This is a genomic window from Roseiarcus fermentans (assembly GCF_003315135.1).
GTDB classification, from domain to species: domain Bacteria; phylum Pseudomonadota; class Alphaproteobacteria; order Rhizobiales; family Beijerinckiaceae; genus Roseiarcus; species Roseiarcus fermentans.
In genome coordinates this window covers 1-22,398 of the sequence record NZ_QNRK01000032.1, presented here as the reverse complement: position 1 = coordinate 22,398, position 22,398 = coordinate 1, and the positions used below count along the sequence as shown (strand labels likewise).

Annotated in this window: 27 protein-coding genes; 11 read left to right on the top strand and 16 right to left on the bottom strand. The window is 69.4% G+C overall.

From position 1 onward, the window contains the following. Positions 1 to 35: 35 nt before the first annotated feature. Positions 36 to 257 carry a DUF2934 domain-containing protein gene (locus DFR50_RS23315; protein WP_210209013.1) on the bottom strand — a complete coding sequence of 74 codons (222 nt, stop codon included), beginning with the start codon at positions 255 to 257 and terminating at the stop codon, positions 36 to 38. Positions 258 to 329: 72 nt separating this feature from the next. Continuing rightward, positions 330 to 524: a DUF2934 domain-containing protein gene (locus DFR50_RS23310; protein ID WP_113891669.1), complete on the bottom strand. Its 195-nt coding sequence runs from the start codon at positions 522 to 524 to the stop codon at positions 330 to 332. Positions 525 to 718: 194 nt separating this feature from the next. On the opposite strand from DFR50_RS23310, the gene DFR50_RS23305 reads away from it, so the two are divergent. Genes DFR50_RS23305 through DFR50_RS23295 form a run of 3 tightly spaced genes read left to right on the top strand, consistent with a single transcriptional unit; the run spans position 719 to position 3,372 of the window. Next, positions 719 to 2,047: an MFS transporter gene (locus DFR50_RS23305; RefSeq protein ID WP_113891668.1), complete on the top strand. Its 1,329-nt coding sequence runs from the start codon at positions 719 to 721 to the stop codon at positions 2,045 to 2,047. A 44-nt stretch (positions 2,048 to 2,091) separates the two neighbouring features. Beyond that, positions 2,092 to 2,487: a cupin domain-containing protein gene (locus DFR50_RS23300; protein WP_113891667.1), complete on the top strand. Its 396-nt coding sequence runs from the start codon at positions 2,092 to 2,094 to the stop codon at positions 2,485 to 2,487. Positions 2,488 to 2,508: 21 nt separating this feature from the next. Continuing rightward, entirely contained in the window at positions 2,509 to 3,372 is an 864-nt protein-coding gene (locus DFR50_RS23295) for a class I SAM-dependent methyltransferase (protein ID WP_113891666.1), read from the top strand. A 43-nt stretch (positions 3,373 to 3,415) separates the two neighbouring features. Here the strand turns inward: DFR50_RS23295 and DFR50_RS23290 are convergent, their stop codons facing one another. Genes DFR50_RS23290 through DFR50_RS23280 form a run of 3 tightly spaced genes read right to left on the bottom strand, consistent with a single transcriptional unit; the run spans position 3,416 to position 5,252 of the window. Then, positions 3,416 to 4,117 (bottom strand): 4Fe-4S dicluster domain-containing protein, encoded by a 702-nt coding sequence (locus DFR50_RS23290; protein ID WP_210209012.1) that lies wholly within the window; start codon positions 4,115 to 4,117, stop codon positions 3,416 to 3,418. Continuing rightward, the gene (locus DFR50_RS23285) at positions 4,107 to 4,643 is read right to left on the bottom strand and encodes a YceD family protein (protein ID WP_113891665.1); all 537 of its coding nucleotides are present in this window, start codon (positions 4,641 to 4,643) and stop codon (positions 4,107 to 4,109) included. The genes DFR50_RS23290 and DFR50_RS23285 overlap by 11 nt, the downstream gene beginning before the upstream one ends. 3 nt (positions 4,644 to 4,646) lie before the next feature. Further along, complete coding sequence (locus DFR50_RS23280; RefSeq protein ID WP_245428080.1) at positions 4,647 to 5,252, bottom strand: ubiquinol-cytochrome C chaperone family protein; 606 nt, start codon at positions 5,250 to 5,252, stop codon at positions 4,647 to 4,649. 63 nt (positions 5,253 to 5,315) lie between these two features. Between DFR50_RS23280 and DFR50_RS23275 the strand changes: the two genes are divergently transcribed. Continuing rightward, entirely contained in the window at positions 5,316 to 5,792 is a 477-nt protein-coding gene (locus DFR50_RS23275; RefSeq protein ID WP_113891664.1) for an outer membrane protein assembly factor BamE, read from the top strand. Here the strand turns inward: DFR50_RS23275 and DFR50_RS23270 are convergent. The 4 genes from DFR50_RS23270 to DFR50_RS23255 all read right to left on the bottom strand — a co-directional run bounded on the left by DFR50_RS23270 (position 5,785) and on the right by DFR50_RS23255 (position 9,555). After that, positions 5,785 to 6,555, bottom strand: a complete 771-nt coding sequence (locus DFR50_RS23270) for an endonuclease/exonuclease/phosphatase family protein (protein ID WP_113891663.1) — start codon at positions 6,553 to 6,555, stop codon at positions 5,785 to 5,787. The two genes, DFR50_RS23275 and DFR50_RS23270, sit on opposite strands and share 8 nt — an antisense overlap. A 154-nt stretch (positions 6,556 to 6,709) precedes the next feature. Continuing rightward, entirely contained in the window at positions 6,710 to 8,242 is a 1,533-nt protein-coding gene (locus tag DFR50_RS23265; RefSeq protein ID WP_113891722.1) for an acyl-CoA carboxylase subunit beta, read from the bottom strand. A 172-nt stretch (positions 8,243 to 8,414) separates the two neighbouring features. Beyond that, positions 8,415 to 8,621, bottom strand: a complete 207-nt coding sequence (locus DFR50_RS23260; RefSeq protein WP_147262874.1) for a hypothetical protein — start codon at positions 8,619 to 8,621, stop codon at positions 8,415 to 8,417. 76 nt (positions 8,622 to 8,697) lie between these two features. Next, the gene (locus tag DFR50_RS23255; RefSeq protein ID WP_113891661.1) at positions 8,698 to 9,555 is read right to left on the bottom strand and encodes an AraC family transcriptional regulator; all 858 of its coding nucleotides are present in this window, start codon (positions 9,553 to 9,555) and stop codon (positions 8,698 to 8,700) included. A gap of 117 nt (positions 9,556 to 9,672) precedes the next feature. Here DFR50_RS23255 and DFR50_RS23250 point away from each other — a divergent pair, with 117 nt between their 5' ends. The 3 genes from DFR50_RS23250 to pstS all read left to right on the top strand — a co-directional run bounded on the left by DFR50_RS23250 (position 9,673) and on the right by pstS (position 13,868). Next, positions 9,673 to 10,890, top strand: coding sequence for an MFS transporter (locus DFR50_RS23250; RefSeq protein WP_113891660.1), 1,218 nt, complete (start codon positions 9,673 to 9,675; stop codon positions 10,888 to 10,890). A gap of 357 nt (positions 10,891 to 11,247) precedes the next feature. Continuing rightward, on the top strand, positions 11,248 to 12,750 hold the full coding sequence (locus DFR50_RS23245; RefSeq protein ID WP_245428078.1) for an MFS transporter: 1,503 nt from the start codon (positions 11,248 to 11,250) through the stop codon (positions 12,748 to 12,750). Next, complete coding sequence (gene pstS / locus DFR50_RS23240) at positions 12,747 to 13,868, top strand: phosphate ABC transporter substrate-binding protein PstS (protein WP_113891659.1); 1,122 nt, start codon at positions 12,747 to 12,749, stop codon at positions 13,866 to 13,868. Before DFR50_RS23245 ends, pstS begins: the two co-directional genes overlap by 4 nt. A gap of 200 nt (positions 13,869 to 14,068) precedes the next feature. Here pstS and DFR50_RS23235 read toward each other — a convergent pair whose 3' ends face one another. From DFR50_RS23235 to DFR50_RS23225, 3 genes are read right to left on the bottom strand one after another with little or no spacing between them, the layout of a single operon-like run. Further along, positions 14,069 to 14,452, bottom strand: a complete 384-nt coding sequence (locus DFR50_RS23235; RefSeq protein WP_113891658.1) for a hypothetical protein — start codon at positions 14,450 to 14,452, stop codon at positions 14,069 to 14,071. Between the two features lie 59 nt (positions 14,453 to 14,511). Next, entirely contained in the window at positions 14,512 to 15,258 is a 747-nt protein-coding gene (locus tag DFR50_RS23230) for an ATP12 family chaperone protein (protein ID WP_113891657.1), read from the bottom strand. After that, positions 15,251 to 16,348, bottom strand: coding sequence for an RluA family pseudouridine synthase (locus DFR50_RS23225; protein ID WP_113891656.1), 1,098 nt, complete (start codon positions 16,346 to 16,348; stop codon positions 15,251 to 15,253). The genes DFR50_RS23230 and DFR50_RS23225 overlap by 8 nt, the downstream gene beginning before the upstream one ends. Before the next feature lie 108 nt (positions 16,349 to 16,456). On the opposite strand from DFR50_RS23225, the gene DFR50_RS23220 reads away from it, so the two are divergent. The 3 genes from DFR50_RS23220 (at position 16,457) to DFR50_RS23210 (ending at position 18,375) form a co-directional block, all read left to right on the top strand. Continuing rightward, positions 16,457 to 17,041, top strand: a complete 585-nt coding sequence (locus DFR50_RS23220; RefSeq protein WP_113891655.1) for a DUF4334 domain-containing protein — start codon at positions 16,457 to 16,459, stop codon at positions 17,039 to 17,041. Positions 17,042 to 17,160: 119 nt separating this feature from the next. Further along, entirely contained in the window at positions 17,161 to 17,553 is a 393-nt protein-coding gene (locus DFR50_RS23215) for a translational machinery protein (RefSeq protein ID WP_113891654.1), read from the top strand. A gap of 81 nt (positions 17,554 to 17,634) precedes the next feature. Then, positions 17,635 to 18,375 (top strand): glutathione S-transferase, encoded by a 741-nt coding sequence (locus tag DFR50_RS23210; protein ID WP_113891653.1) that lies wholly within the window; start codon positions 17,635 to 17,637, stop codon positions 18,373 to 18,375. 681 nt (positions 18,376 to 19,056) lie between these two features. Here the strand turns inward: DFR50_RS23210 and DFR50_RS23205 are convergent. The 3 genes from DFR50_RS23205 to DFR50_RS23195 form a co-directional block, all read right to left on the bottom strand. Beyond that, the gene (locus DFR50_RS23205) at positions 19,057 to 19,404 is read right to left on the bottom strand and encodes a cupin domain-containing protein (protein ID WP_113891652.1); all 348 of its coding nucleotides are present in this window, start codon (positions 19,402 to 19,404) and stop codon (positions 19,057 to 19,059) included. Between the two features lie 2 nt (positions 19,405 to 19,406). Continuing rightward, positions 19,407 to 20,219, bottom strand: a complete 813-nt coding sequence (locus tag DFR50_RS23200; protein ID WP_245428076.1) for a DUF429 domain-containing protein — start codon at positions 20,217 to 20,219, stop codon at positions 19,407 to 19,409. Positions 20,220 to 20,417: 198 nt separating this feature from the next. Continuing rightward, positions 20,418 to 20,639, bottom strand: coding sequence for a hypothetical protein (locus DFR50_RS23195; RefSeq protein WP_147262873.1), 222 nt, complete (start codon positions 20,637 to 20,639; stop codon positions 20,418 to 20,420). Between the two features lie 438 nt (positions 20,640 to 21,077). On the opposite strand from DFR50_RS23195, the gene DFR50_RS31620 reads away from it, so the two are divergent. Then, on the top strand, positions 21,078 to 21,590 hold the full coding sequence (locus tag DFR50_RS31620) for a hypothetical protein (protein ID WP_147262872.1): 513 nt from the start codon (positions 21,078 to 21,080) through the stop codon (positions 21,588 to 21,590). A gap of 2 nt (positions 21,591 to 21,592) precedes the next feature. Here DFR50_RS31620 and DFR50_RS31615 read toward each other — a convergent pair whose 3' ends face one another. Next, positions 21,593 to 21,889 (bottom strand): hypothetical protein, encoded by a 297-nt coding sequence (locus tag DFR50_RS31615; protein ID WP_210209011.1) that lies wholly within the window; start codon positions 21,887 to 21,889, stop codon positions 21,593 to 21,595. Between the last annotated feature and the right edge of the window lie 509 nt (positions 21,890 to 22,398).

The following is a 22,398-nucleotide window of genomic DNA, read 5'->3' as shown; positions in this document are numbered from 1 at the left end:
TCCTCCGGGTTGTAAAGCAAAGCGGAGCCGACTCGTCAGTCCGACTCGCTCAGTGACGAAGTTTCTCCTTCGGCGAACCGCAGCTTCTGCTCCGACTCCGCCCTCAGGTCCTGCTCGGCCCGGGTCCAGTGCTCGAGCGAGCGCCCCTGAGGCCGGCCCTCCTCCTCCCAGATCTGGTAGGCGCGTCTCTGGATGCGGACGTCCTCGCCCGCCATATCGAGTCCGGGGATTTCGTAGAGGGTCTTACCGTCGGTCATCGCGTCCGTCTCCGCCAGGACATCGTCTGGACAATGGCGCGGAGCATCCGGTCGCAATGTGACATTGTCGCGTCACTCGAGCCCGGCCTCCCGTTCGAGCTCGCGGCGCGCCCGCATCCAGTGGTCGACTTCCCGCCCTTCGGGCGTGCCTTCGGCGAGCCAGATCGCGTGCGCGCGCTCGCGCACTTCGGCTTCCGTCGGCACGCGCGGCGCCGCCTCGGGGGGAGCGGGCGCCCGCTCGGCCGCGGGCTTCGAACTCTTCGCCATGACTTGATCCTTTCGACATCCGACTCGACGACCAGGCCGTTCCCAAAGGAGGGACTGTGCCGGATCGTCGCCGATTGGGCAACGTTCCCCTGCCTCGCGGCGGATTGTGCTTGCGCGGTCGGGCGAATTTCCGCACACTTGACCGGCGGACCCGGCGAAAGACCGGGCGCGGGCTGGAACGACAGGAGGAAGGAATGGCGGAGGCGGACGCCATCGAGGCGCGCACGCTCGGCCGGGTCGCGAGGCGGTTCATACCGTTTCTCGTGCTGTGCTATTTCGTCGCTTATCTCGACCGGGTGAACGTCGGCTTCGCCAAGCTGACCATGGACGCCGACCTCGGCCTGTCGGAGACGGCCTTCGGCTTCGGCGCCGGGGTGTTCTTTCTCGCCTATTTCCTGTTCGAGGTGCCCTCCAACATCATCATGGACAAGGTCGGCGCGCGGGTGTGGATCGCGCGCATCATGCTGAGCTGGGGGGTGATCTCCGGCATGATGGCCTTCATCCCGCAGATCGCCGCGGCGACGACCTTGAGCGCCGAGCACACGTTCTACCTGCTGCGCGTCCTGCTAGGCTTCGCCGAGGCCGGCTTCTTCCCCGGCATCATCTTCTTCCTCACCCTGTGGTTTCCGGCCTCGCACCGGGCGCGCATCGTCGGCTATTTCATGGCCGCGATCCCGCTGTCCTCGGCGCTGGGCTCGCCGGTGTCGGCGTGGGCGCTCGGCCTCAACGGCCTGATGTCCTTACGCGGCTGGCAGTGGCTGTTCATCATCGAGGCCCTGCCCTCGATCGTGCTGGCGTTCGTCGTCTTCTGGTATCTGACCGACCGGCCGGCCGACGCGACCTGGCTCGACCCGCGAGAACGCGCCTGGCTGCAGCGCCGCCTCGCGCTCGAGGACCAGCGGCGCGAACACGTCTCGCCCAAGAGCGCGCTCGCGAGCCTCGCCGATCCGCGCGTGCTCGCGCTGTCGCTCGTCTATTTCGGCGCGGTGGCCTGCCTCTACGGCGTCGGCTTCTGGCTGCCCACGATCGTCAAGGGCTTCGGCCTCACGATCGCGATGACCGGATGGGTCAACGCCATCCCCTACGCCGTCGGCTTCGTCGGCATGGTGTGGTGGGGGCTGCGCTCCGACCGCGAGGGCGAGCGGACGATGCATCTGGCGGTCGCCCTGGCGCTGGCGGCGATCGGCGTCGGTTCCTCGGCCTTCCTCGCCGACCCGACGTTCAAGATGATTGCGCTGACCGTCGGCGCCTTCGGCGTGTTCGCCTCGCTGCCGATCTTCTGGACCTTGCCGACCGCGTTCCTCGCCGGGGCGGCGGTCGCGCCGGGCATTGCGGCGATCAACTCGATCGGAAACCTGTCGGGATATTTCGGCCCGTTCGTGATCGGCTGGATCAAGGACGCGACCGGCGGCTTCGTCTGGGGACTCGTGTCGATCGCCGCCTGCGCGGTCGTCGCGCTCGGCATCACGCTGGCGCTCGGGCACGACCCGCATCTCGAGCGCGCGCCGGAGGCGGCGGAATGAGGTTTCGCGAAAGGACGAATGGCGTGACGAGCAGGACGACCCCCATGTTGACGCGACGCGCTTTCGCCGCCTGCGCCCTGTGCGCGGCCGGCGGCTTTCTGGCGACCGCGGCCGAGGCGCAGACGCCCGGGCTCCGGCGCATTCTGATGAAGCGGACCGACGGGCCGATCGACGGCTACGAGACCCTGGAGATGCGGGTCGAGTTCGACCCCGGGACGGTCGTGCCGCGGCATACCCATCCGGGCGTCGAATCCGGCTACGTGCTCGAAGGCGACATCGAACTCAGCGTCGAAGGCGAGACCCCGATCGCGCTGAGGGCCGGCGAGGCGTTCCAGGTTCCGACCGCGCGGCCGCACAGCGCCAGGACGGGCGCGGCCAAGACCGTGCTCGCCGACACCTACGTGGTCGAAAAAGGCAAGCCGCTGGCGTCGCCGGCATAAGAAGGCAAGGGAGGTAACACGATGTCCATGGCTTCCATCGACTTTCTTAACACGGCTCAGGCCGCGTACTGGAACGGCGCCGGCGGCCGGCGCTGGGCCGACCATCTCGATCGGCACGAGGCGCTGTTCAGGCCGATCTCCGACCGGCTGATCGACGTGGCCGACGCGCGCCCCGGCGAGTTCGTGCTCGACATCGGCTGCGGCAGCGGGGCGACGACGATCGAGTTCGCCGCGCGCGTCGCGCCCGAGGGCGAGGCGCTCGGGGTGGACGTTTCCGAAACCCTGCTGCGGCACGCCCGCGAGCGCGCGCCCGAGGACGTGCCGGCGCGTTTCATCCACGCCGACGCCACGCTCTACGAGGCGCCGCCGGGCGAGATCGATCTCGTCGCCTCGCGGTTCGGGGTGATGTTCTTCGCCGACCCGACGCGGTCGTTCGCCAATCTCCGCGCCGGGATGAAGCCCGGCGGGCGGCTCGCCTTCGCCTGCTGGCGGGCGGCGCGCGAGAATCCATGGATGATCGTCCCCTTGCGCGCGGCCGCCGGTCACGCCCCGCCCCTGCCCGAACTCGGGCCGGAGGACCCCGGCCCGTTCGCCTTCGCCGACGAAAACCGGGTGCGGCGCATTCTGTTCGACGCCGGCTTCCTCGACGTCGACGTCGAGCCGGAAGATTACCAACTCGACATCGCGCTCGGCGGAGGCCTGGACGCGGCCGTCGACGCGGCGCTGTCTCTGGGGCCGGCGAGCCGGATGCTGGAAGACCAGCCGGAGCCGGCGCGCGCGGCGGCGGCGGCCGCGATCCGGGACGCGTTCGCCCGGCATGCCGACGGCGACCGCGTGCCGCTCGGCGCCGCGGTCTGGTTCGTCACCGCCCGCAACCCGGACTGATCGGCAAGGGCGGGGCGGCGTCTCGCCGCCCAGCTTTCGCCCGCTACCCCGCCAGGGCGGCGCGGGCGCGCAGGAACGCGCGCATGGCGAACGACGCCTGCGCGGCCCCGTAGGCGTATTCCGCCCCGACCGGACAGGCGCGGCGGGCGAGACAGCCGCGCCCCATGCAGTCGGCGCCGTCAGGCGCGCCGAGATGGCGGGCGCAGGCCGGGACGTCGTAACCGCCCTGCGTAAAAGCGCCGACGGGACAGGCGGCGAGACACGGTCTTGCAACGCAGGCGGCGCAGGGGCTCGGCCGCCGATCGGCCTCCGGAAGCGAAAGGGCGTCGAAAAACCCGAGCGCGCCGCGATAGCTGTGCCACAGGCCGTAGGTCGAGTGGATCAGGAAGCCGATCGGCGAGGGATGGACGGGCTCGGCCCTCTGCGCCCATTGCTGGAACGGAGAGCGGGGCGGCCCGCCGAACGGATAGAGGGCGACCGCGCCGAAGCTTTGCGCCAGCGCGCCGATGACGCGACGGCTGAACCGGTCGAGCGGATCGGCCTCGCCGTCCTGCGCCTCCGGCGCCGCCGCGAACGCGTCCCAGCCCTCGCCGCCCGCGACCCCGACGAGCGCGATCGTGCGCACCCCGGCGAGCGCCCCGACGCGCTCCCCGGGCGTGAGCGAGAAGGCGCCGCGGGGCGCGAGGCCGGCCGCCTCGATGGCCGCGAGGACGGCGCCGATCGTCGGCCGCGCCTCAGTCGTCATTCGCCGGCTTGCCGCCGCGCAACACCGCGAACGGCGTCGCCGCGGCCTCGGGCTCCGGCTCGGCCGGGGGCTCGAACGCGACCTCGGGCTTGCGTGGATAGGGGTCGAGGCCGAGGGCGAAGAACTCGGCCGCCAGCGCCCCGAGGTCGATCTTGCCGTCGATGATCGGGTCCGGCTCGTCCTCGCCGATCATCGAAACGACCTCCGGCGCCTCGCCCGGCCGGCGCGGACGGTCGTCGTCGGGCGGCGCGAAGCGGACGTCGACCGCCTCCTCGACCGTGGCGGGGAACGGGTCGAGGCTGACGATGCAGGTCTGGGTGAGCGCTCCGCGCACCATTCCGGTGACGCGCGCGCCGCCCCTCGCCGCTTTCCGGACGGTGAGCGTGGCGGTCAGCCGCTCGATCGACGGCAGTTTGAGGAATCCGGCGAGCGCCTCGCGCTCGGCGGGGGTGGCTTCGATCGTCACGGTCTCGCCGTCCCGCGGCAGCTTGTCGACCCTGACGATGCGGCTGAGCGGCTCCTGCATGATCTAGTCTCCGGCGAGCGCGCCGTCCGGGTAGCGGAACCGGCCGGCAGCGAAATCCTCGATCGGCGTGCGCGCGAGCGCGGCCTCGAGCGCGAGCACGTAGTCGGCGAGCGCCGCAGCATGGCCGTCGCCGGCCGGCGCGCCGTAGACGTTGCGCGAAAGCGCGGCTTCGAGCCGTTCGCGCGAGCCCGAATCGAGCGCTTCGGCGTAAGCCGCGTTGCGGCCGTAGAAAGCGCTCTTCATGGCGGAGAGCCGCTTCGACACGGACACATCGCTCAGCGCCTGCTCGCGCAACGTATCGTCGAGATGCATGAAGAGGGCGTTCACCAGATCCTGCGCCATCGGCTCGCCGAGACCGCCGAGCGTCATCAGACGCCGCAGCGCGAGACCGGCATGCAGGGCGAGGAGCTCGAAACGCCCGTCGACCCGGTCGGGCGCCCCGAGCGCGGCATAGAGCGCCGGACGGCGGGCGGCGGCCACGATCTCGCCGCGAAGCTCTTCGATGAGGGCGAGGCTGGCGCGCCGCGCGCGCCATCGGGCGAAGATCATGAGGGCGCCTTCATGCGACGGTCGGACGTCCGCCGTCGCCTTGCATTTGTTCGACCGCATGGGTTAGGCATCCCGGGTCGCGCTGGCAAGACCAAAACGGGCGCGATGAACCGGAGTGTTGCAATGGGCGGCAAGTCGAAGGGCGGCAAGTCGAAAGCCCGCGCCGCGCGGGGGCTGGCGCTGGGGAGCGCGCTGACGCTCGGCGCCGCGCTCGGCGGCTGCATCGGTTATGACGGCGACTTCGATCGCGGCTATCAGGTCGACCAGGAGTCGATGGGGCAGATCAAGCTCGGCGCGACCACCAAGCCGGAGGCGCTGGCGATCCTCGGGACCCCGTCGACCACGTCCACCGTCGGCGGCGACGCCTGGTACTACATCGGCCAGAAATACCACCGCGCGCTGGCCTTCCTGCCGGCGCAGTTGACCGACCAGCACGTCGTCGCCGTCTATTTCGACAAGAGCGGCAAGGTCGACCGGATCGCCAATTACGGCATGCAGGACGGAAAGGTGTTCGACTACGTCTCGCGCACGACCCCCACCGGCGGCACGGAACCCGACTTCCTGCGCAACATGATGGGCGGGCTGTTCCGGTTCAGCTGAGGTCGAATTCCAGCCTCAGCGGGACGTGGTCGGAGACCTCGTCGGGCAGCACGGCGAAGGCGCGCACGTCGACGCCGGGGCTGACGAACACATAGTCGGCGAATCGCTCCGGCCGCCGGTAGAGGCGCGTCCGGGTCGAGGCGACGCCGAATTCGGCGACGAGGTTCCTGAGGCCCGCCGCCTCCAGCATTCTCAGGCTTTGCGTGCCCGGGGCGAGGTTGAAGTCGCCGCACAGCACGAACGGCTCGCGCCGGCCGGCGAGGAAGGCGACGAGCCGCCGCGACTGGGCGAGCCGGTCGTCGCTGTCGCCCTTCCCCCGCCCGTTCCACAGGCCGTGGAAATTCATCACCCCGACCCGGCCGCGCGCTGTCGCGACCGTGACGAACTGGACGTTGCGGGCGTGATGGCCGATGTCGCCCTCGGGAACGTAGCCGCGCTCGCGGTGGACGAAGACGTCGCCGGACTCGACCACGTCGAGGCGCTTCGAGACCAGCGTCATCAGCCCGTAGTCGTCGAGATGATGCGGGTGGAAGAACGCCGCGTGGCCGCCGAGCCGCGCGCCGATCTCCTGCTTGCCGGTGACCATGATGGCGTCGTGGGCGAGCGGCGCGCCGCCGGCCGGCGCGCCTTCGAGCCCGGCGTAGGGCGCCGACCAGATCTCCTGCAGGCAGAAAAAATCCGCGTCGCGATGGGCGTCGAAGAAGCCGAGCAGGTTTTCCCTGCCGGCGCGGCCGCCCCAGGTGTTCAGGCAGATGAGTTTCATTGGCGACCCGAAACCTTGGCGGCGAGCGCCGGGGAGTGGTCCTCCCTGACGCGATCGGCTCGGCCATGACGGCGCCCGCTAAGGTCGCCGCGTCCCCCGCGATCAGGAAGCCCGGGGAGCGCGACGAGGGCGCAGCGCGGCGCTCACGCTGCCCTTAGAGCGGAATGTTGTCGTGCTTCTTCCAGGGGTTCTCGAGCTTCTTGTTGCGCAGCATGTTGAGCACGCGCGACAGCCGCCGCCGGGTCGAGTGCGGCATGATCACCTCGTCGATGTAGCCGCGCTCGGCCGCGATGAACGGCGACAGGAATACGTCCTCGTATTCCCTCGTCTTTTCAGCGATCCGTTCCGGATTGTTGATGTCGGACCTGAAGATGATCTCGACCGCGCCCTTGGCGCCCATGACCGCGATCTGCGCCGTCGGCCACGCGAGGTTGATGTCGCCGCGCAAGTGCTTGGAGGACATGACGTCGTAGGCGCCGCCGAACGCCTTGCGGGTGATCACGGTGACCTTCGGCACGGTCGCCTCGGCGAAGGCGAACAGCAGTTTGGCGCCGTGCTTGATCAGGCCGCCGTATTCCTGCGCGGTGCCCGGCAGGAAGCCCGGCACGTCGACGAAGGTGACGATCGGGATGTTGAAGCAGTCGCAGAAGCGCACGAACCGCGCCCCTTTTCGGGAGGCGTCCGAGTCGAGCACGCCGGCGAGCGCCAGCGGCTGGTTGGCGACGATGCCGACCGTCGTGCCCTCGATCCGGATGAAGCCCGTCACCATGTTCTTGGCGTGCGCTTCCTGGATCTCGAAGAAGTCGCCCTCGTCGGCGATCTTCAGGATCAGCTCCTTGATGTCGTAGGGCTTGTTCGGGTTGTCCGGCACGAGCGTGTCGAGCGACATGTCGATTCGTTCCGGATGGTCGAAGCTCGGCAGCTTCGGCGGCTGCTCGAGGTTCGAGGACGGCAGGAAATCGATCAGCCGGCGCATCTGCAACAGCGCCTCGACGTCGTTGTCGTAGGCGCGGTCGGCGATCGAGGAGCGGGTGGTGTGGATCTGCGCGCCGCCGAGTTCTTCCGCGGTGACGGTCTCGTTGGTCACGGTCTTGACCACGTCCGGGCCGGTGACGAACATGTAGCTGGTTTCGCGCACCATGAAGATGAAGTCGGTCATCGCCGGCGAATAGACGTCGCCGCCCGCGCACGGCCCCATGATCAGCGAGATCTGCGGGATCACGCCGGAGGCGAGCACGTTGCGCTGAAACACCTCGCCGTAGCCGCCGAGCGCCGCCACGCCCTCCTGGATGCGGGCGCCGCCGGCGTCGAACAGGCCGATGATCGGGGCGCGGTTCTTCACCGCCATGTCCTGGATCTTGGTGATCTTCTGGGCATGCGTCTCGCTCAGCGAGCCGCCGAACACGGTGAAGTCCTTGGCGAACACGTAGACGGTGCGGCCGTTGACCGTGCCCCAGCCGGTCACCACGCCGTCGCCGGGAATCTTGGTCGCCTCCATGCCGAAGTCGTCGCAGCGATGCTGGACGAACATGTCGAATTCCTCGAACGAATCGTGGTCGAGCAGCAGTTCGATTCGCTCGCGCGCCGTGAGCTTGCCCTTCGCGTGCTGCGCCGCGATGCGCTGCTCGCCGCCCCCGAGACGCGCCAGCGCGCGACGGGCGTCGAGATGGGCGAGAATGTTCTTCACGGTCTTCTTGGCTCCGAAACCTTGCGTCGCCCCGGAATAGCACGTCGCAGGCGGCGCCGGAACGGCTTCCGCCTGCGACGTTCGCATGACAGGGGCGCCGGCCCGAAGCGGCTCGCGCCCGCGCCCGCACGGAGGCGCCCCCCCACGACGGGCGAAGCGCGCCCCTGGCGGTTCAACGCACCACGCAACCTTTCGGGTAACCGACCCGCTTGCAGTAGACGACCGGTCGGGCGACGGCCGGACGCGCCACGCAGCCCTTCGGATAGCCCACCGTCTTGCAATAGACGACGGCGCCGGCCGGCGCCGTCGTCGCGAGCGTCGCCCCACCCCCGATCATCGCGACCAGCGCCGCCGCCGCGGCCATGCGAATCGTCTTCATCGATCGTTCCTCCCTGGCGACCCCGAAGGGCCAATGCATCCGGCCGTCACGGCCGGGATTCCTCGACAGGGCGAGGCTAGCACGGGTCGGACGGAAACGCATGACGCCGGGTCGCGGGCGCCGCGCCGGTCCCGGAGCTCCCCGCTGCGTCGTCTCCGGCTCGCGCCTCGCGAAAATAGCTGCGCGGGGGAACGCCGAGGGCGCGCTGGAACATGGCGGTGAACGCCGCCGGATTGTCGTAGCCGAGCGCCATGGCGACCGACGTCACCGTTTCCCCCGCCGCCAGCCTGGGCAGCGCCGTGACGAGGCACGCCTGCTGGCGCCAGGTCATGAAGGTCATGCCGGTCTCGCGCCGGAACAGTCGCGTGAAGCTGCGGCGATTGAGGCCGAGCGCGTCGCACCAGGCGCCGATGGTCTCGTGCACGTCCGGCCGGCGAAGGAAGGCGCGGCAGCGGCGCGCCAGATCCTCGCGCGCCGGCAACGGCAGAGACAGCGGCAGATGCGGAAGCTGATGGATCTCGTGCTCGACGAGCCGCATCAAGGCGCCCTCGCGGCCGTCGACGTCATATTCGCGCGGCAGCCGGACCGCTTCCTCGATCAGGCTGCGCATGAACGGCGAGACGCCGACCACCTGGCAATGCTCCGGCATCCCGGCGATCGATTCGGGATCGAAATAGAGGCTGTTGACCCGCACCGCGCCGACCATGCGCACGCTGTGGGTGATCCCGGCCGGGATCCACATCCCCCGTTGTGGCGGCGCCACCCAGGCGCCGTCCGCCGCGCTCACCACCACCACGCCCCTCGTGCTGGTGAGCAGCTGATGGCGGCGGTGGCGGTGCGGACGGATGGAATGGCCGTCCGGATAGGCGGCGCTGCGCGCCACCACCGGCCGGCCGACCTCGGCGAAGAATGTTTCGGCGTGCGGCTCGAGCATGGCCCACTCTCGTAGGAAGACGGCCCGGACCCGGTGGCGGGCCAGTCGACCAAAGTCTAGTAGGGGCGTCCTCCGCGCCGGGCAAGGCTGGCGGCGCCGGGAACGGAGACGCCTTCCATGACCCCTGTCGCCCTGGCCCGCCGGGGTCCTGTCGGACTCGCCCTGCCCGTCCTCCTGGCCGCCAGCGTCTGCCATTTCCTGAACGACGCGACCCAGTCGCTGTTCACCGCGAGCTATCCGATCTTCCGCTCGAGCTTCGACCTGAGCTTTGCCCAGATCGGCCTCCTGACGCTCGCCTACCAGCTCTCGGCCTCGATCCTTCAGCCGCTGATCGGGCTGTATACCGACCGTCATCCGGCGCCCTATTCGCTTCCGGTGGGCATGGGCATCTCGGCGGCGGCGCTGGTCACCCTGGCGTTCGCGCCGACCTATCCCGCCGTCGTCGCCGGGGCGGCGCTGCTCGGCGTGGGATCGTCGATCTTCCACCCCGAATCGTCGCGCCTCGCGCGCCTCGCCTCCGGCGGCGCGCACGGCCTGGCGCAGTCGATCTTCCAGGTCGGCGGAAACATCGGCGCCTCGGTCGGCCCCCTGCTCGTCGTCTTCTTCGTCCTGCCGGGCGGCCAGAGCCGGCTCGCCTGGTTCGCCGGCATGGCGCTGTGCGGCATCGCGATCCTGACCCGGCTCGGCCAATGGTACTCGGGCGTCCTGCGCGAGCGGCCGCGCGCCGGCGCCGCCCGCGCCGCGGACGCGGCGCCCCCCGCGCGGGTCGGCCGGGCGATGGCGATCCTCGCCGCGCTGATCTTCTCCAAGTATTTCTATATCGCAAGCTTCACCAGCTACTACGTGTTCTACCTCGAGCAGCGCTTTCAGACGACGCAGCGGACCGCGCAGATGTGCCTGTTCGTGTTCCTCGGCGCGGTCGCGCTGGGCACGCTGATCGGCGGCCCCGTGGGCGACCGGATCGGCCGCAAGACCGTGATCTGGGGGTCGATCCTCGGCATCCTGCCCTTCGCGCTCGTCCTCCCTTACGCGACCCTGCCGGTCACGATCGCGCTCAGCGCCGTGATCGGGGTGATCCTCGCCTCCGCCTTCTCGGCCATCGTGGTCTATGCGCAGGAGCTGATGCCGCACCGGATCGGCATGGTGTCGGGACTGTTCTTTGGCCTCGCCTTCGGCATGGCCGGTCTCGGCGCCGCCGTGCTCGGGGTCCTCGCGGACGCGACCAGCATCGTGTTCGTCTACAGAGTGTGCGCCTTCCTGCCGCTGATCGGCATGCTGGCGGCGCTGCTGCCGGAGACGCGGACGCGCCGCGCCGCGACGCGCGGGACCGCCTGACCGCCCGCCGTCACGAGCCCACACGGCGCGCCCGGCGCACGGGCGTCCGCCGGCTGACGGGAGCGGCCCGGCGCCGGCGCCGCCGCGACGCCGTCACGGGGCGCGGCCTGCGAACTCGCACGACAGGCGCGAAAAAACCGCCGCAAGCGGCGCTCCGCCGCCCGACGCGCCGGCGCAGTTCCCGGCCGCGCCGCCCGCCCGAGCGTCACACCCGTGTCAATCACGGGCGCGAAGACAGCCGTCGGCGACGTCGAGCGCCAAAGCATTTGAATCGAGCAGGCGGCGCGTCTGGGTTGAAAGTCCCCAGGCCTGCGAACTTCGCGTCACGGCAATCTTGCTTGCGATCTGGAGAACGCGATGGCTGACAACGCATCTCTCAGCCGAACCGATTCGACGCTCAGGCGAACGGTCCAGGATCATATCGACGAATTGCCGATGTGGGCCGATGGGACGACGCTTCCCTCCGTCCCCATGACCGGGATGCAATGGCTGATCTGGTCGCTCGCCGCTGCGGGAAAGTTCTTCGAGGGTTACGTCGTCTTCATGACCGGCGTCGCGCTGCCGTTGTTTTCGCGCGAGTTCAACATCGGCGCCTTCGAGCACGGCCTCATCGGCGCGGCGAGCCTGTTCGGCATTCTGGTCGGCGCCATCACGCTCGGCGGCCTTTCGGATCGCTTCGGGCGAAAGCCGATGTTCGTGATCGAGATGATCATCTTCGTGGCGTTCCTGGTCGCGCTCTGCTTCGCAACCAATTACATCCAGGTGGTTTTTTTCCTGTTCGCGCAGGGTCTCGCGCTGGGCTGCGACTACCCGACCGCGCACATGATCATTTCCGAGAACATTCCGAGCAGCAAACGCGGCAAGCTGGTGCTGGGCGCCTTCGCATTCCAGGCGGTCGGCGCGCTGGTCGGCACCGGGATCGGCTTTCTGGTGCTGTCGCTCCTGCCCGAACTGGGCGCGTGGCGATGGATGTACGCGAGCGCCGTCATTCCCGCGGTGCTGGTCACGATCGGCCGCTTCTACATCGTCGAGAGCGCGAACTGGCTGCTTGGTCGTGGCGAGGTCGCGAAGGCCGAGCACGAGGCGAAGCGGCTTCTGGTGCGCAAGCCGCAATATCCCGGAGACATCAAACTCGCGGCCGCAGCCGCTTCGCAATCCCCGGCCGAGTCCGGACAGAGCTTCGCCGCCCTGTTCAACAGCGTCAACCGGCGCGCGACGATTCTCGCTTCGGTTCCCTGGTTCCTCCAGGATCTCGGAACCTACGGCATCGGAATTTTCACGCCGACCATATTGGCCGCGGCGGTCGGCGGAACCTCGGACCACGCCCGCAGCATCGCGGACGTGATCCTGCAGGATATGGTCGCCGCGAAGGGCGCCGCGCTCATCACCTCGCTGCTGATCCTCGGCATCCTGTTCGCGGTTCTGCTGGCCGACGTGGTCGGCCGAATTCGGCTCCAGGTGTTCGGTTTCATCGGCTGCGCGGTCGGTTTGTTCCTTGCGTCTCTGTCGGCGTATTTCGCGGACGGCGAGGAATTGCTGCTCATTTTCGCGGGCTTCATGCTGTTCAACTTCATGACCAATCTCGGTCCGAACGCGCAGACCTACCTTCTCGCGGGCGAAGTGTTTCCGACCGCGATCCGCGGCAAGGGCGCTGGTTTCGCCGCGGCTTTCGCCAAGGTCGGCGCGGTGCTGACCGCCTTCCTCTTCCCGGTGCTGCTCGACTCCATCGGCACGCAGGCCCTGCTTTACGGCCTGATCGTCACGTCGCTGCTCGGCGCGGCCGTCACCTGGCTGTACCGGATCGAGACGACCGGCGTGAATCTCGAAACGCTGAGCGCCAAACCCGGGAGCCTGCGATGATCTCCTCCGCCCGCCCGGCGTCGACCGGGCTCTCGGGCCGCATGCGCGCGGCGGTCCCGGTTTGCGTCCTCGCGCTCGGGACCATGGCGCCCGTTCACGCCGCGGAATTGACGCTGACGGAGACGGGATCGAGTCTGATTTATCCGCTGTTCAAGGTCTGGGCCGACGAATACGCGAAGACTCATCCCGGCGTCGCCGTCGACGCCAATTCAACCGACTCCGGCGCGGGAATCGAGAAGGCGGTTTCCGGCGCGGTCCAGATTGGCGCTTCCGACGCCTACATGTCGGACGACGAAATCAAGCGCAATCCGCAGATCGTCAATGTGGCGTTGGCCATCTCCGCGCAGTCGATCAATACCAATATCCCGGGCCTCAACGATCAGACTCTGAAGCTGAACGGCCCCGCGCTCGCCGGAATCTACACCGGAAAGATCCGGCAATGGGACGATCCCGCGATCGCGTCCCTCAATCCGGGCGTCAAGCTGCCCCATAACGACATCGCGCCCATTCACCGCAGCGACCCCTCGGGCGACACGTTTGTCTTCACTCAATATCTGACGTTTTCCACCGAGCGGTGGGAGAACCGCATCGGCTTCGTTTCCCCGGAATCGTGGGAGAAGAGGCTCGGCTATGGCGTCACGGTCGCGTGGCCTGCGGTTCCGGGAGCGTTGGAGGCCACGGGCAACACCGACGTGGTGGCGAAACTCCGTGAGACTCCCTATTCGATCGGATACGTCGGCGTCAGCTTTCATCAGGAAATCGAGAAAGCGGGATTGGGAACCGCGGCGGTGCAAAGTTACGACGGCGCGTTTCTTCTGCCGACCGCCGATTCGATCGCCGCGGCCGCGCGGGCGCTGTGGCCGCGCACGCCAGCCGACGAACGCCTGACGCTGGTCAACGCCCCCGGCGCAAACGCTTATCCGCTCGTCAATTATGAATACGCGATCGTTTCGACCAGACAATCCGATCCCAAGGTTGCGGAAGCGCTGCGCAGGTTTCTGCTGTGGTCGATCGCGCCGGATGAAACCAACGAAAAATACCTTGCCGACGCCCACTTTGTCCCTTTGCCGGCGCACGTCTGGGTGCTGAGTCACGATCAGATCGAGCGCATAAGGTAGCGGTTGCGACGTCTTCTTCGGCCTGCCGGGCGGCCAGGGCCGGCTCGCCTGGTTCGCCGGCATGGCGCTCTGCGGCGTCGCGATCCTGACTCGGCCCGGCCAACGGCGCTCAGGCGTCCTGCGCGACCGGCCGCGCGGGCCGCGGACCCGCCTCCGTCAACCCCGAGAACGCAGGGGGCGACTGGACACGTCGGCGGCGGTCACCGGTTCGCCTCGCCTTCGTCGACGGGCTTTTTGCACACATCGCCAAAGTGATAAGTATTGTACTTCCTTTTCGCGACGTGCACCCGGAACTGACCGCTGGGCAGCACGACCACCTCGCGGTAGCCGCGCCCAATCTGGATGACGCCCGGCTCGACAACCTGCCAGTGGGCCTCGTCGCCGTCGCTGTTGGCGAAACGGCCGTCCCTGCCGTATCGGGCGACGACTCCCGTGTCCCAGCAGATCGTCCTGCCGGCGAGGTCGCTGGCCTGAACCGGCCGCCCGTCGTTATCGGGCAACAGCAGATATCCCGATCCCGCCCAAGCCTCCGAAGCCACGAGCGAGGCCGCGGCGAACGCGGCCGCCGCAAACCTGTTCCCCATCTCTCCCCCTCCCACGGCGCCGGAGCGAGCCACGGGAAGCCTACGCGGAAAGCGCGCCCTCAGGCAAGGACCGAGGCCGCGGCCTCCATGTCCCGCCAGCGGGCGGCGCGGCGCGCCGTCGCCTCCTCGTCGGCGCCCCACGTCTCGATCTGGAAGTCCTCGTCGACATGGGCGAGGCGCCACGCCTCCTCGGGCGCGAGGCGACCGCGCGCGACAGCCAGCGCCAGCACGGCCGACCCGGTCAGCGTCGTCGCCACGCTCAGCGCCGCGAGCGCCACCGGATCGTCGACCGCCTCGACCGCGGCGCGAACCGCCGCGAGCGTTTCGGCCGGCTGCTCGACGTGGAGGATTCCGCCGGCCAGCGCGAAGCGCGCCCCGAGCGTTTCGGCGGCCCAGTCGAGAATCGGATCGAAGGCGAGCCGCTGCCGTTCGGCCAGCGCCTCCGGCGCTTCGGCGCGGTAGCACAGGAGGTCGGAGCCGGCGTAGCGGACGATCTCCGCCCGCGTCGCCTCCATCGCCTTCGCCACCCCGTCGACGGCGGAATTGACCAGCCGGGTGATCGGCATGTCGGCGGGGTCGATGATTTCCCGCTGCCGCGCCCACTCTTCCGCCACGCGCTCCATCACCGCCCGGCTCCTCGCGGCGAGCCGGTTGCGGCCGGGGGTGCGCGCGCCCCGCCCGTCGAGCGTCAGCGCGAACAGGCCGTCCGCCTCGCGCGCCTCCGCGGTCTTGTAGAAGCGCCTGAGCGGGGCGGGACGCATGTTCGCCTGGGCGGCGCGGATGGAGTCGCGGCCGTCGTCAGGCATCGGGCGCGTCCTCGATCGGGTCGCGCGCGGGCGTCTCGAAGCCGAACATGGCGAAGCTCGCCTTCATGTGCTCCGGCAACGGCGCGGTCACGTCGATGGTTCCGCCGCGCGGATGGGGCAGGACCAGCCGGCGGGCCATGAGATGCAGCTTCGCCTCCAGCCCCGGCGGCACGGCGCGCAGCGGATCGTGGCGGGCCGGGTCGTTCACTGGCTTGCGATTGTATTTCGGGTCGCCGACGATCGGATGGCCGATCGCCTCGCAATGGGCGCGCAGCTGATGGGTGCGGCCGGTAATCGGCCGCATCGACAGCCAGGCGAGGCGCGGCGCGACCTTGTCGACGACGGCGTAAAGGGTCAGCGAATGCTGGGCGTCGGGGTCGCCGTGCTTGGCCACCCGCATGCGCTCGATGTCCGCCCTGCCCGCCCCCTTCGCCCCGCGCTCGTCGCCCATCCCCTCGCCCTTGGCGAGGAACATGGAGATGCGCCCCTGCGCGGGTTTCGGCACGCCCTCGACCAGCGCCCAGTAGATCTTGCGCGCCTGGCGCGAACGAAAAATCTCGCCGAGGTCGGCCGCCATTTTTCGCGACTTCGCCAGCAGGAGGACGCCCGACGTGTCCCGGTCGAGCCGGTGGACGAGCACGGGCCGCGTCCCGTCCTTGTCCGCCAGCGCCTCCAGCATGCCGTCGATGTGGCGCTTCGTGCCGGAGCCGCCCTGCACGGCGAGCCCATAGGGCTTGTTCAGGACGATGACGTCCTTGTCCTCGTAGAGCGTCATCGCCCGGATCGCCTCGGCGTCGGCGGGGTCGACCCGCTTCACTTCCGGCGCGGCGCGGGGCGGCAGGCGCAGGGGGGGCGCGCGCACCGTCTGGCCGAGCTCGAGACGGGTCGAGATCTCGGCGCGCTTGCCGTCGACCCGCACTTCGCCCTTGCGCACGATCTTGTTCAGGTGCGACTGCGGCAGGTCGGGAAAGCGGCGGCGGAACCAGCGGTCGAGGCGCATCCCGGCCTCGTCCTCGCCGATGGCGTAGACGGCGACTTTTTCGGGCGGGGCGGCGGACGTCGCGCGGTCCGGGTTCTTGGGGTTGACCATGGCGCGCTCTTACCTCAGCGCCCGGGCGCGCGATAGGGGAGCGCGAAGCCGGATGGCGGGGCGGCGGCGGTTGCGATAGACTCGAAGCCTCGTCACGAGGAGGCAGCCATGACCGCGCGGGTGGTCGTCGATCCGCGGGCGTCCGAACTCGCGGCGCTGAGGCGGCGCGCGACGCCGGCGGAGGCGCTGGCGTTCTTCGATCGCCTGCCGCCGATGCCGGCGACGGAGATGCTCGGCGCCTGGGAAGGCGCGGGCCTTCACACCGGCCATCCGCTCGACGGGCTGCTGGAAGCCGTCGGCTGGCGCGGCAAGCGGTTCGACGGGCCGGAAGCCGTCCATCCGCTCGTCTTCGGCAAACCGGGCGCGACCTTCAGCGTCAATCCCGCGCTGGCGCCGCTCGCGCTCGGCCACCCCGGCCTCGCCCGGTCGGCGAGCCGGTTCGCGACGCCCGCGCTGGCGCTCCTGAGCACCCGCGAGCCGAAGGCGCGGCTTCGGATGACCGAATTCCGCGGCGTCGTGACCGCGACCATGATCTATGATCAGCTCCCGATCAACGACGTGTTCCGCCGGGTGGACGCCGACACGGTTCTCGGACTGATGGATCAGCGCGGCGCGGAGGCGCCGGACTACTTCTTCTTCACGCTGACCCGCGAGCGGTCGGGAGAGCGGCGCGCCGACCCCCGGGGCTCGTGAGGGCCGATTTCCGCCTGGCCGCACGGCCCCCGGGACACGAATGCGCGCCCAAAGCTATTGGACAGCCCGCGGAGCGGGCGCAGAGTGGTCCGCAGACCCCTCACCCTCGGAGACTCGCCATGCCCGGTCACTACCACGCAGTCGTCTGGATCGATCAGTCCCGCGCGCGCGTCTTCCACTTCAGCCTCGACGAGGCGGACGGGACGACGATCCGGCCCGACCATTCGGTCCACGACGTCAGTCACGGCGAGCGGCGGACCGGCCATCGGGTCCCGATCGACCGCGAGTTTCTCGAAAAAGTCGCCGCGGCGATCGCCGACGCGGGCGCGATTCTGATCGTCGGTCCGGCGCAGGAGAAGGACGAACTGGCGAAATACCTGGCCGAGAAGCACCCCTCCATCCGCGCGCGGGTCGAGGCGGTCGAGAGCGCGGATCATCCGACCGACGGCGAACTCCTCGACCACGCCCGCCGCTTCGCCGAGGCCGCAGACCGCATGCGGCCGCAGACCTGAGGCGCGGCGAATAGCGAGTGGTCTTGCGCCGACCTGTCCATTCTCCACTCGCCATTCGCCGCCAGATGACGGAGACATCGCATGCCCTACGAACTGTTCTACTGGCCCGGCATCCAGGGTCGCGGCGAATTCGTCCGACTCGCGCTCGAGGAGGCGGGCGCGCCTTATCTCGACGTCGCGCGCGGGCGAGGGCCCGGGCGCGGCGTCGAGGCGATGACGGCGTTGATGGGGGCCGCGCCGCTCGCCCCGTTCGCGCCGCCCTTCCTGCGCGACGGCGCCGTCGTCGTCTCGCATGTCGCCAACATCCTGGCCTGGCTCGGCCCGCGGCTCGGCCTCGCGCCCAAGGACGAGGCGCTGCGCCTCTACGCTCATGGCCTGCAACTGACGATCACGGATTTCGTCGCCGAGGTCCACGACACCCACCATCCGATCGCGACCGACCTCTACTACGAGGACCAGAAACCGGAGGCGAAGGAGCGCGCCAAGGCGTTTCTCGACCATCGCGTCCCGAAATACTTCGGCTACTTCGAGCGGGCCCTGGCGGCCAACCCGGCCGGACCGGCGCACGCCGTGGGCGATGCGCTCACCACCGTCGACCTGTCGCTGTTCCAGCTCTGGGCCGGGATGGCCTATGCCTTCCCGCGCGCCTTCGCCGACGCCCCGCAGCGTTGGCCGCATGTCGCGGCGCTCGCGGCTGTGGTCGAGAAGCGTCCCAACGTCGCCCGCTATCTGGCGTCCGACCGGCGCCTGCCGTTCAACGAATCCGGAATCTTTCGCTATTATCCGGAGCTCGATCAGGCGGCGGCGAAGGACCGCGGCTGAGCCCGGGCCCGGTCCGGCGCGCCTTCGCCGCGCGCCGAACGCCGGCTGGCTGCGGCTGCCGGCCGCATAGAGGACACACGCCGCCGGTCTGAACGCTTCTGCGCGGCCGGCCATGGGTCCCATCGATCGCCTGCTGGACCGAGGCGCCGCGGCCGCAGGCCGCTCGTCGTCGCCGCGAAGGGGCGCCGGCCCGAGGCCGCGACCTAGGCGGTCGCGGCGCGCGCTGCGAACGCGAACGGCAGTTCGCTCGCCGTCCCGCCCGCCCGGCCAAAGACGCCTGCCCCGAATCCCTCGTCGCGACGCCTCGAACGGCTCAGACGCGACCTTATCGCCGGCCTCGCGCCGAGCGCGGCCCCGTGACGCGCCGGCGACTTTTCATGGAACTTTTCGCCCGCTCGGCGAATGCCGGCTTGACTCGTACGAAAAGAGAACATACAACGCACATAACGTGATCACACGACCCAGCGGAGGTCCTGATGCGCGAAGCTGCCCTTCTCACCCTGCGCGACGCGGCGGAACTGGTCTCGCTCGCCGCCTTTGTGGCCATGATCGCGCTGGCGGCGCGCGCGTTCGGCGCGTGAAGGCGTCCCGGCGGACGCGGGTCGCTCCGGCGGTTGCGGGCGGCGGTCGCGCCCGACGTCGTGGCGAGGGTTCTCGCCCGCGACGCGGGCCGCGACCCGCTCACGCGGGCTCGGCGCGCCCGCCCTTCCAGTGCACGGCGAGCCACACCGTCGGCGGATCCGCGAGCGTCCATTCCACCCGGTGCCGGACATGCTCCGGCAATTCGAGCCAGTCGCCCGGACGCAACGTCCGCAGAGCCGCTTCGCCCGCGATGGCGAGACGCGCTTCGCCCGCGAGCACGACCACCCACTCCGTCCAGTCCTGATCGTACCAGAAGCCGGCGGGGCTCGCCTGCCCGGTCGAGACGATCCGCTCGACGACCGCGCCCGGCCGTTCGGCGAGCGTGGCGAAGGCTTCTGCCTCCCTGTCGGGCCGAACGCCGGCGAACACGTTGCCGCTGCGAAGCATGGCTAGCCCTTTGCCCGCGGAATCCAGATCGCGCCGTCCGCGTCGCCGTGAGGCGCGGCGTCGCCGTTCAGCGCGGCGATCGCGACCGCGGCGCAGACGACCGCGTCGAGCTTGTCCTCGAACGCTTTCAGGCGCCAGCCGCCAACGTCCGGCTCGGGGATCGGCAGGGCCGCCGCGACCCCTGCGATGCGCGCGTCCAGCGCCGCGACGATCCGCGCCCAGGTCGCCCGCAGCTTGGCGCGGCGCGCGTCGGCCGGCAGGTCCGGCCAGTAGGTCGTGGTCTTGCCCGCCTTGTAGGGCAACCGCTCGCGCGCCTCCATGAACTCGATCAGCGCGGCGTGGGGATAGACCTCGATCAGGCCGTCCGCGGGCGGCTCGACGCGGAGGGCGAAGTCGAAGGCGTCGAAGTCGGCGCGCAGCGCGTCGCTGAGCTCGCCCGGCCGCGCCGCGCTCGGCGAATGGACCGCGGCCTTGCGCGCGCCGTAGGCCCGCGAGACGAGGTCGTCGCAACGCCGCCGGCCGACGATCGGCCGCGGTCCGACCGGCATGTCGAGGGCGACGCAGTCGAGCGCCCGGCCGCCGAGCAGGAAAGCCGCGCCGAGAAGCGCGCCGGCGTCGGGGGGCGAGCCGGCCGGCCGCCCCTCGGCGGGCGTTCCGCGCGCCCGGGCGGAGAAATGATCATACGAGGCTTCGACGGTGTGTAGCCGCCAGCCGGCGTCCGTCTCGACGGCGAGCGCCACGCCGCTCGGCTCCGTTTCGGTCCAGGCGGCGTCGACGCCGAGAACCGCGCGCAGAGGTCGCATCCCGCCGGTCATCGGCCTCCTCCCCGTCGCGCAGTGTTGCGCTCGGCGCGCGGACGGCGCAAGCGCCGGCAGTCGCGCGCGGGCCGCGCCCGCGAGTCCTCCGGGCGGCGCCGGCGGGCGGCGGCCGTTTGCGACGCGCCGCCGACCCGACTTCGGCGAGCGGCCCGAGGACGCGCGGAGCCGCCGCGGACGCTGACCGCCGCGAGACCCCTACCCCTCGAAGCCCCTGCCGAGCGCCGCGGCGCCGACCTCGGACGGCCGCTTCATGACCACGAAGCCGGCGCGCGAAAGGTGCTCCGCGAGCCGTCTGGCGACGATTTCGGCCATGATCTCGTCGGCGTTGTGGACGCGCTTGCGCCCCTGAAACCGCAGGGCGAAGGCGAGCGCGGCGACGAGGTCGTCGGCGGAAGCGGGGGTGAGGGCGTCGGGCATGGCGGCCATCATAGCCGGGAGCCCGGTACAAAACAAGAACGCGCTGCTCGGGCCGACGAGGTGGAGGGTCGCTTCTCGGGGGGGCGACGCGGGAAAGCGGCAGCGGCGCGCCGCCCCGGCGCCCGGAACGGGCGGCCGTCCCGGGCGGCGCTCTGGCTCAGGATCTAGATCTCAGCACAAGCTATTGAAAAGATTGAAAAGCATGAACTTCGCCAAACAGCGCGGGATCCGCCGCGACGGAGCCGCAGCGCGGCCGCGGGCGCAGCATCGCCCGCAACGCCCAAGCCGCCATCATCCCGAGGAGCCAAGCGACGTGGATCGTCATCGCGAGGAGCAAAGCGACGTGGTCTGCCGTGTGCCAGGATTGGCAGTTGTTCAAGACTGATAATTTGATACAATATTCGATGGGGTGCTTTCCATTTTTCAAGGAGGCCGCTCATGCATCGCATTCGTAACATTGTTACTTCTTTGATTATAGCGGAAGCCGTTTTGCTTGGCGTGAATACAATTCCGGCCGAAGCCGTTCAAGCGCGTCTAGCGAGCAAGGCAGAACTTGCCGAGCTTATGAAATCAAAGCCGGATTATTTGTCAGGTTTCAAGACTACGGGAGGCCATCCCGTAAATTTCGTTAAGACAGTCAGTGGTGGCTTACAATTTGAAGTCAAAGGCAAGGATGGTGATGTACTTACTATGACGGTTACCGGGCCTGTTGAAAGCTTACGAGACGCGAGAATGCCTGCCTACATTCAAGCTTTTATTAACGGTTTTGATAAGGGGCGTACAGAGAAACTGACCGGCGACCAATCGGGAAGCGGCGGCTGTACCAATGTAGTTATAAATATGACCATGACTATCGGGTCCGGCGCCACAATAAGTGGGGGATTGACCCAGCAGGGTAGTGCTGCTGGCAACAGCGGCACATCGACATGTACTTCAGGCGTAATTGAGTAACGTTATTCGTTCGGCGCCATCGGACCCGGCGTCGACGCGTCCCACAGTTGTTCGATCAGAAGCGCGCTGCCGGCGTTCCTCCTCTTCTTGAGCGCAGCCATTCCGCCTGTCGCGTAGTGGACGACGGCCTTGAGCAGCTCTCCCAGCTGCTTCGCGGCCCCGGCGTCGTACTTGGCGTAAGCCCCTCCTGTGCCCGCCGCGATCTCCTGAAACGCCCGCTCGACGGCGGGGGTCGTCCCCTCTTGAAACATGAAGACGGGCTTGCCCACCTTGCGCCCCACGGAGCCCGTAACGACCAAGATGGCTGTCCGCGCGGAGCCGAACAGGGCGCGCCCTGGGAGGGTGCGCGTCTCGGGCGCCCCGGCGGCGAGACGCCGCCGCTCCCGTTGAGCGCCGTGACCGCCGCTCGTACGCCGGGCTTGGTCATTACGATCGCCTGTAACTCCCAAGCCGGCAGCGAATAGCGCCGTCATCGCGAGCGACCCCCGGGTCGAAGAGCCCGGGGGGAAGCGATCCAGGGCCGCTGGGCCGCTGTCGCGCCCTCTGGTCGTCCCGCCGCCCTTCGTTGCGAGCAGAAGACGGAGCGATTTTTTCCGCAGGAAGCAAGCGGCGGCATGGATTGCTCTTATGTCCTTCGTCAAGAGGTCGGACACGCGATCTCGTCTCCGCTCCTTGTTGGGAGGAAGGATGGCCTCGGATGATTGCGCAGGGGTGGGGGCGAAGCCTGTTGGACGTCGGTGATCAAACTCTAATACGCGGGTTTGTTCCGCATGTCCGAGTTGCGTCCGGGGCTGCTCCGCGTCTTCGT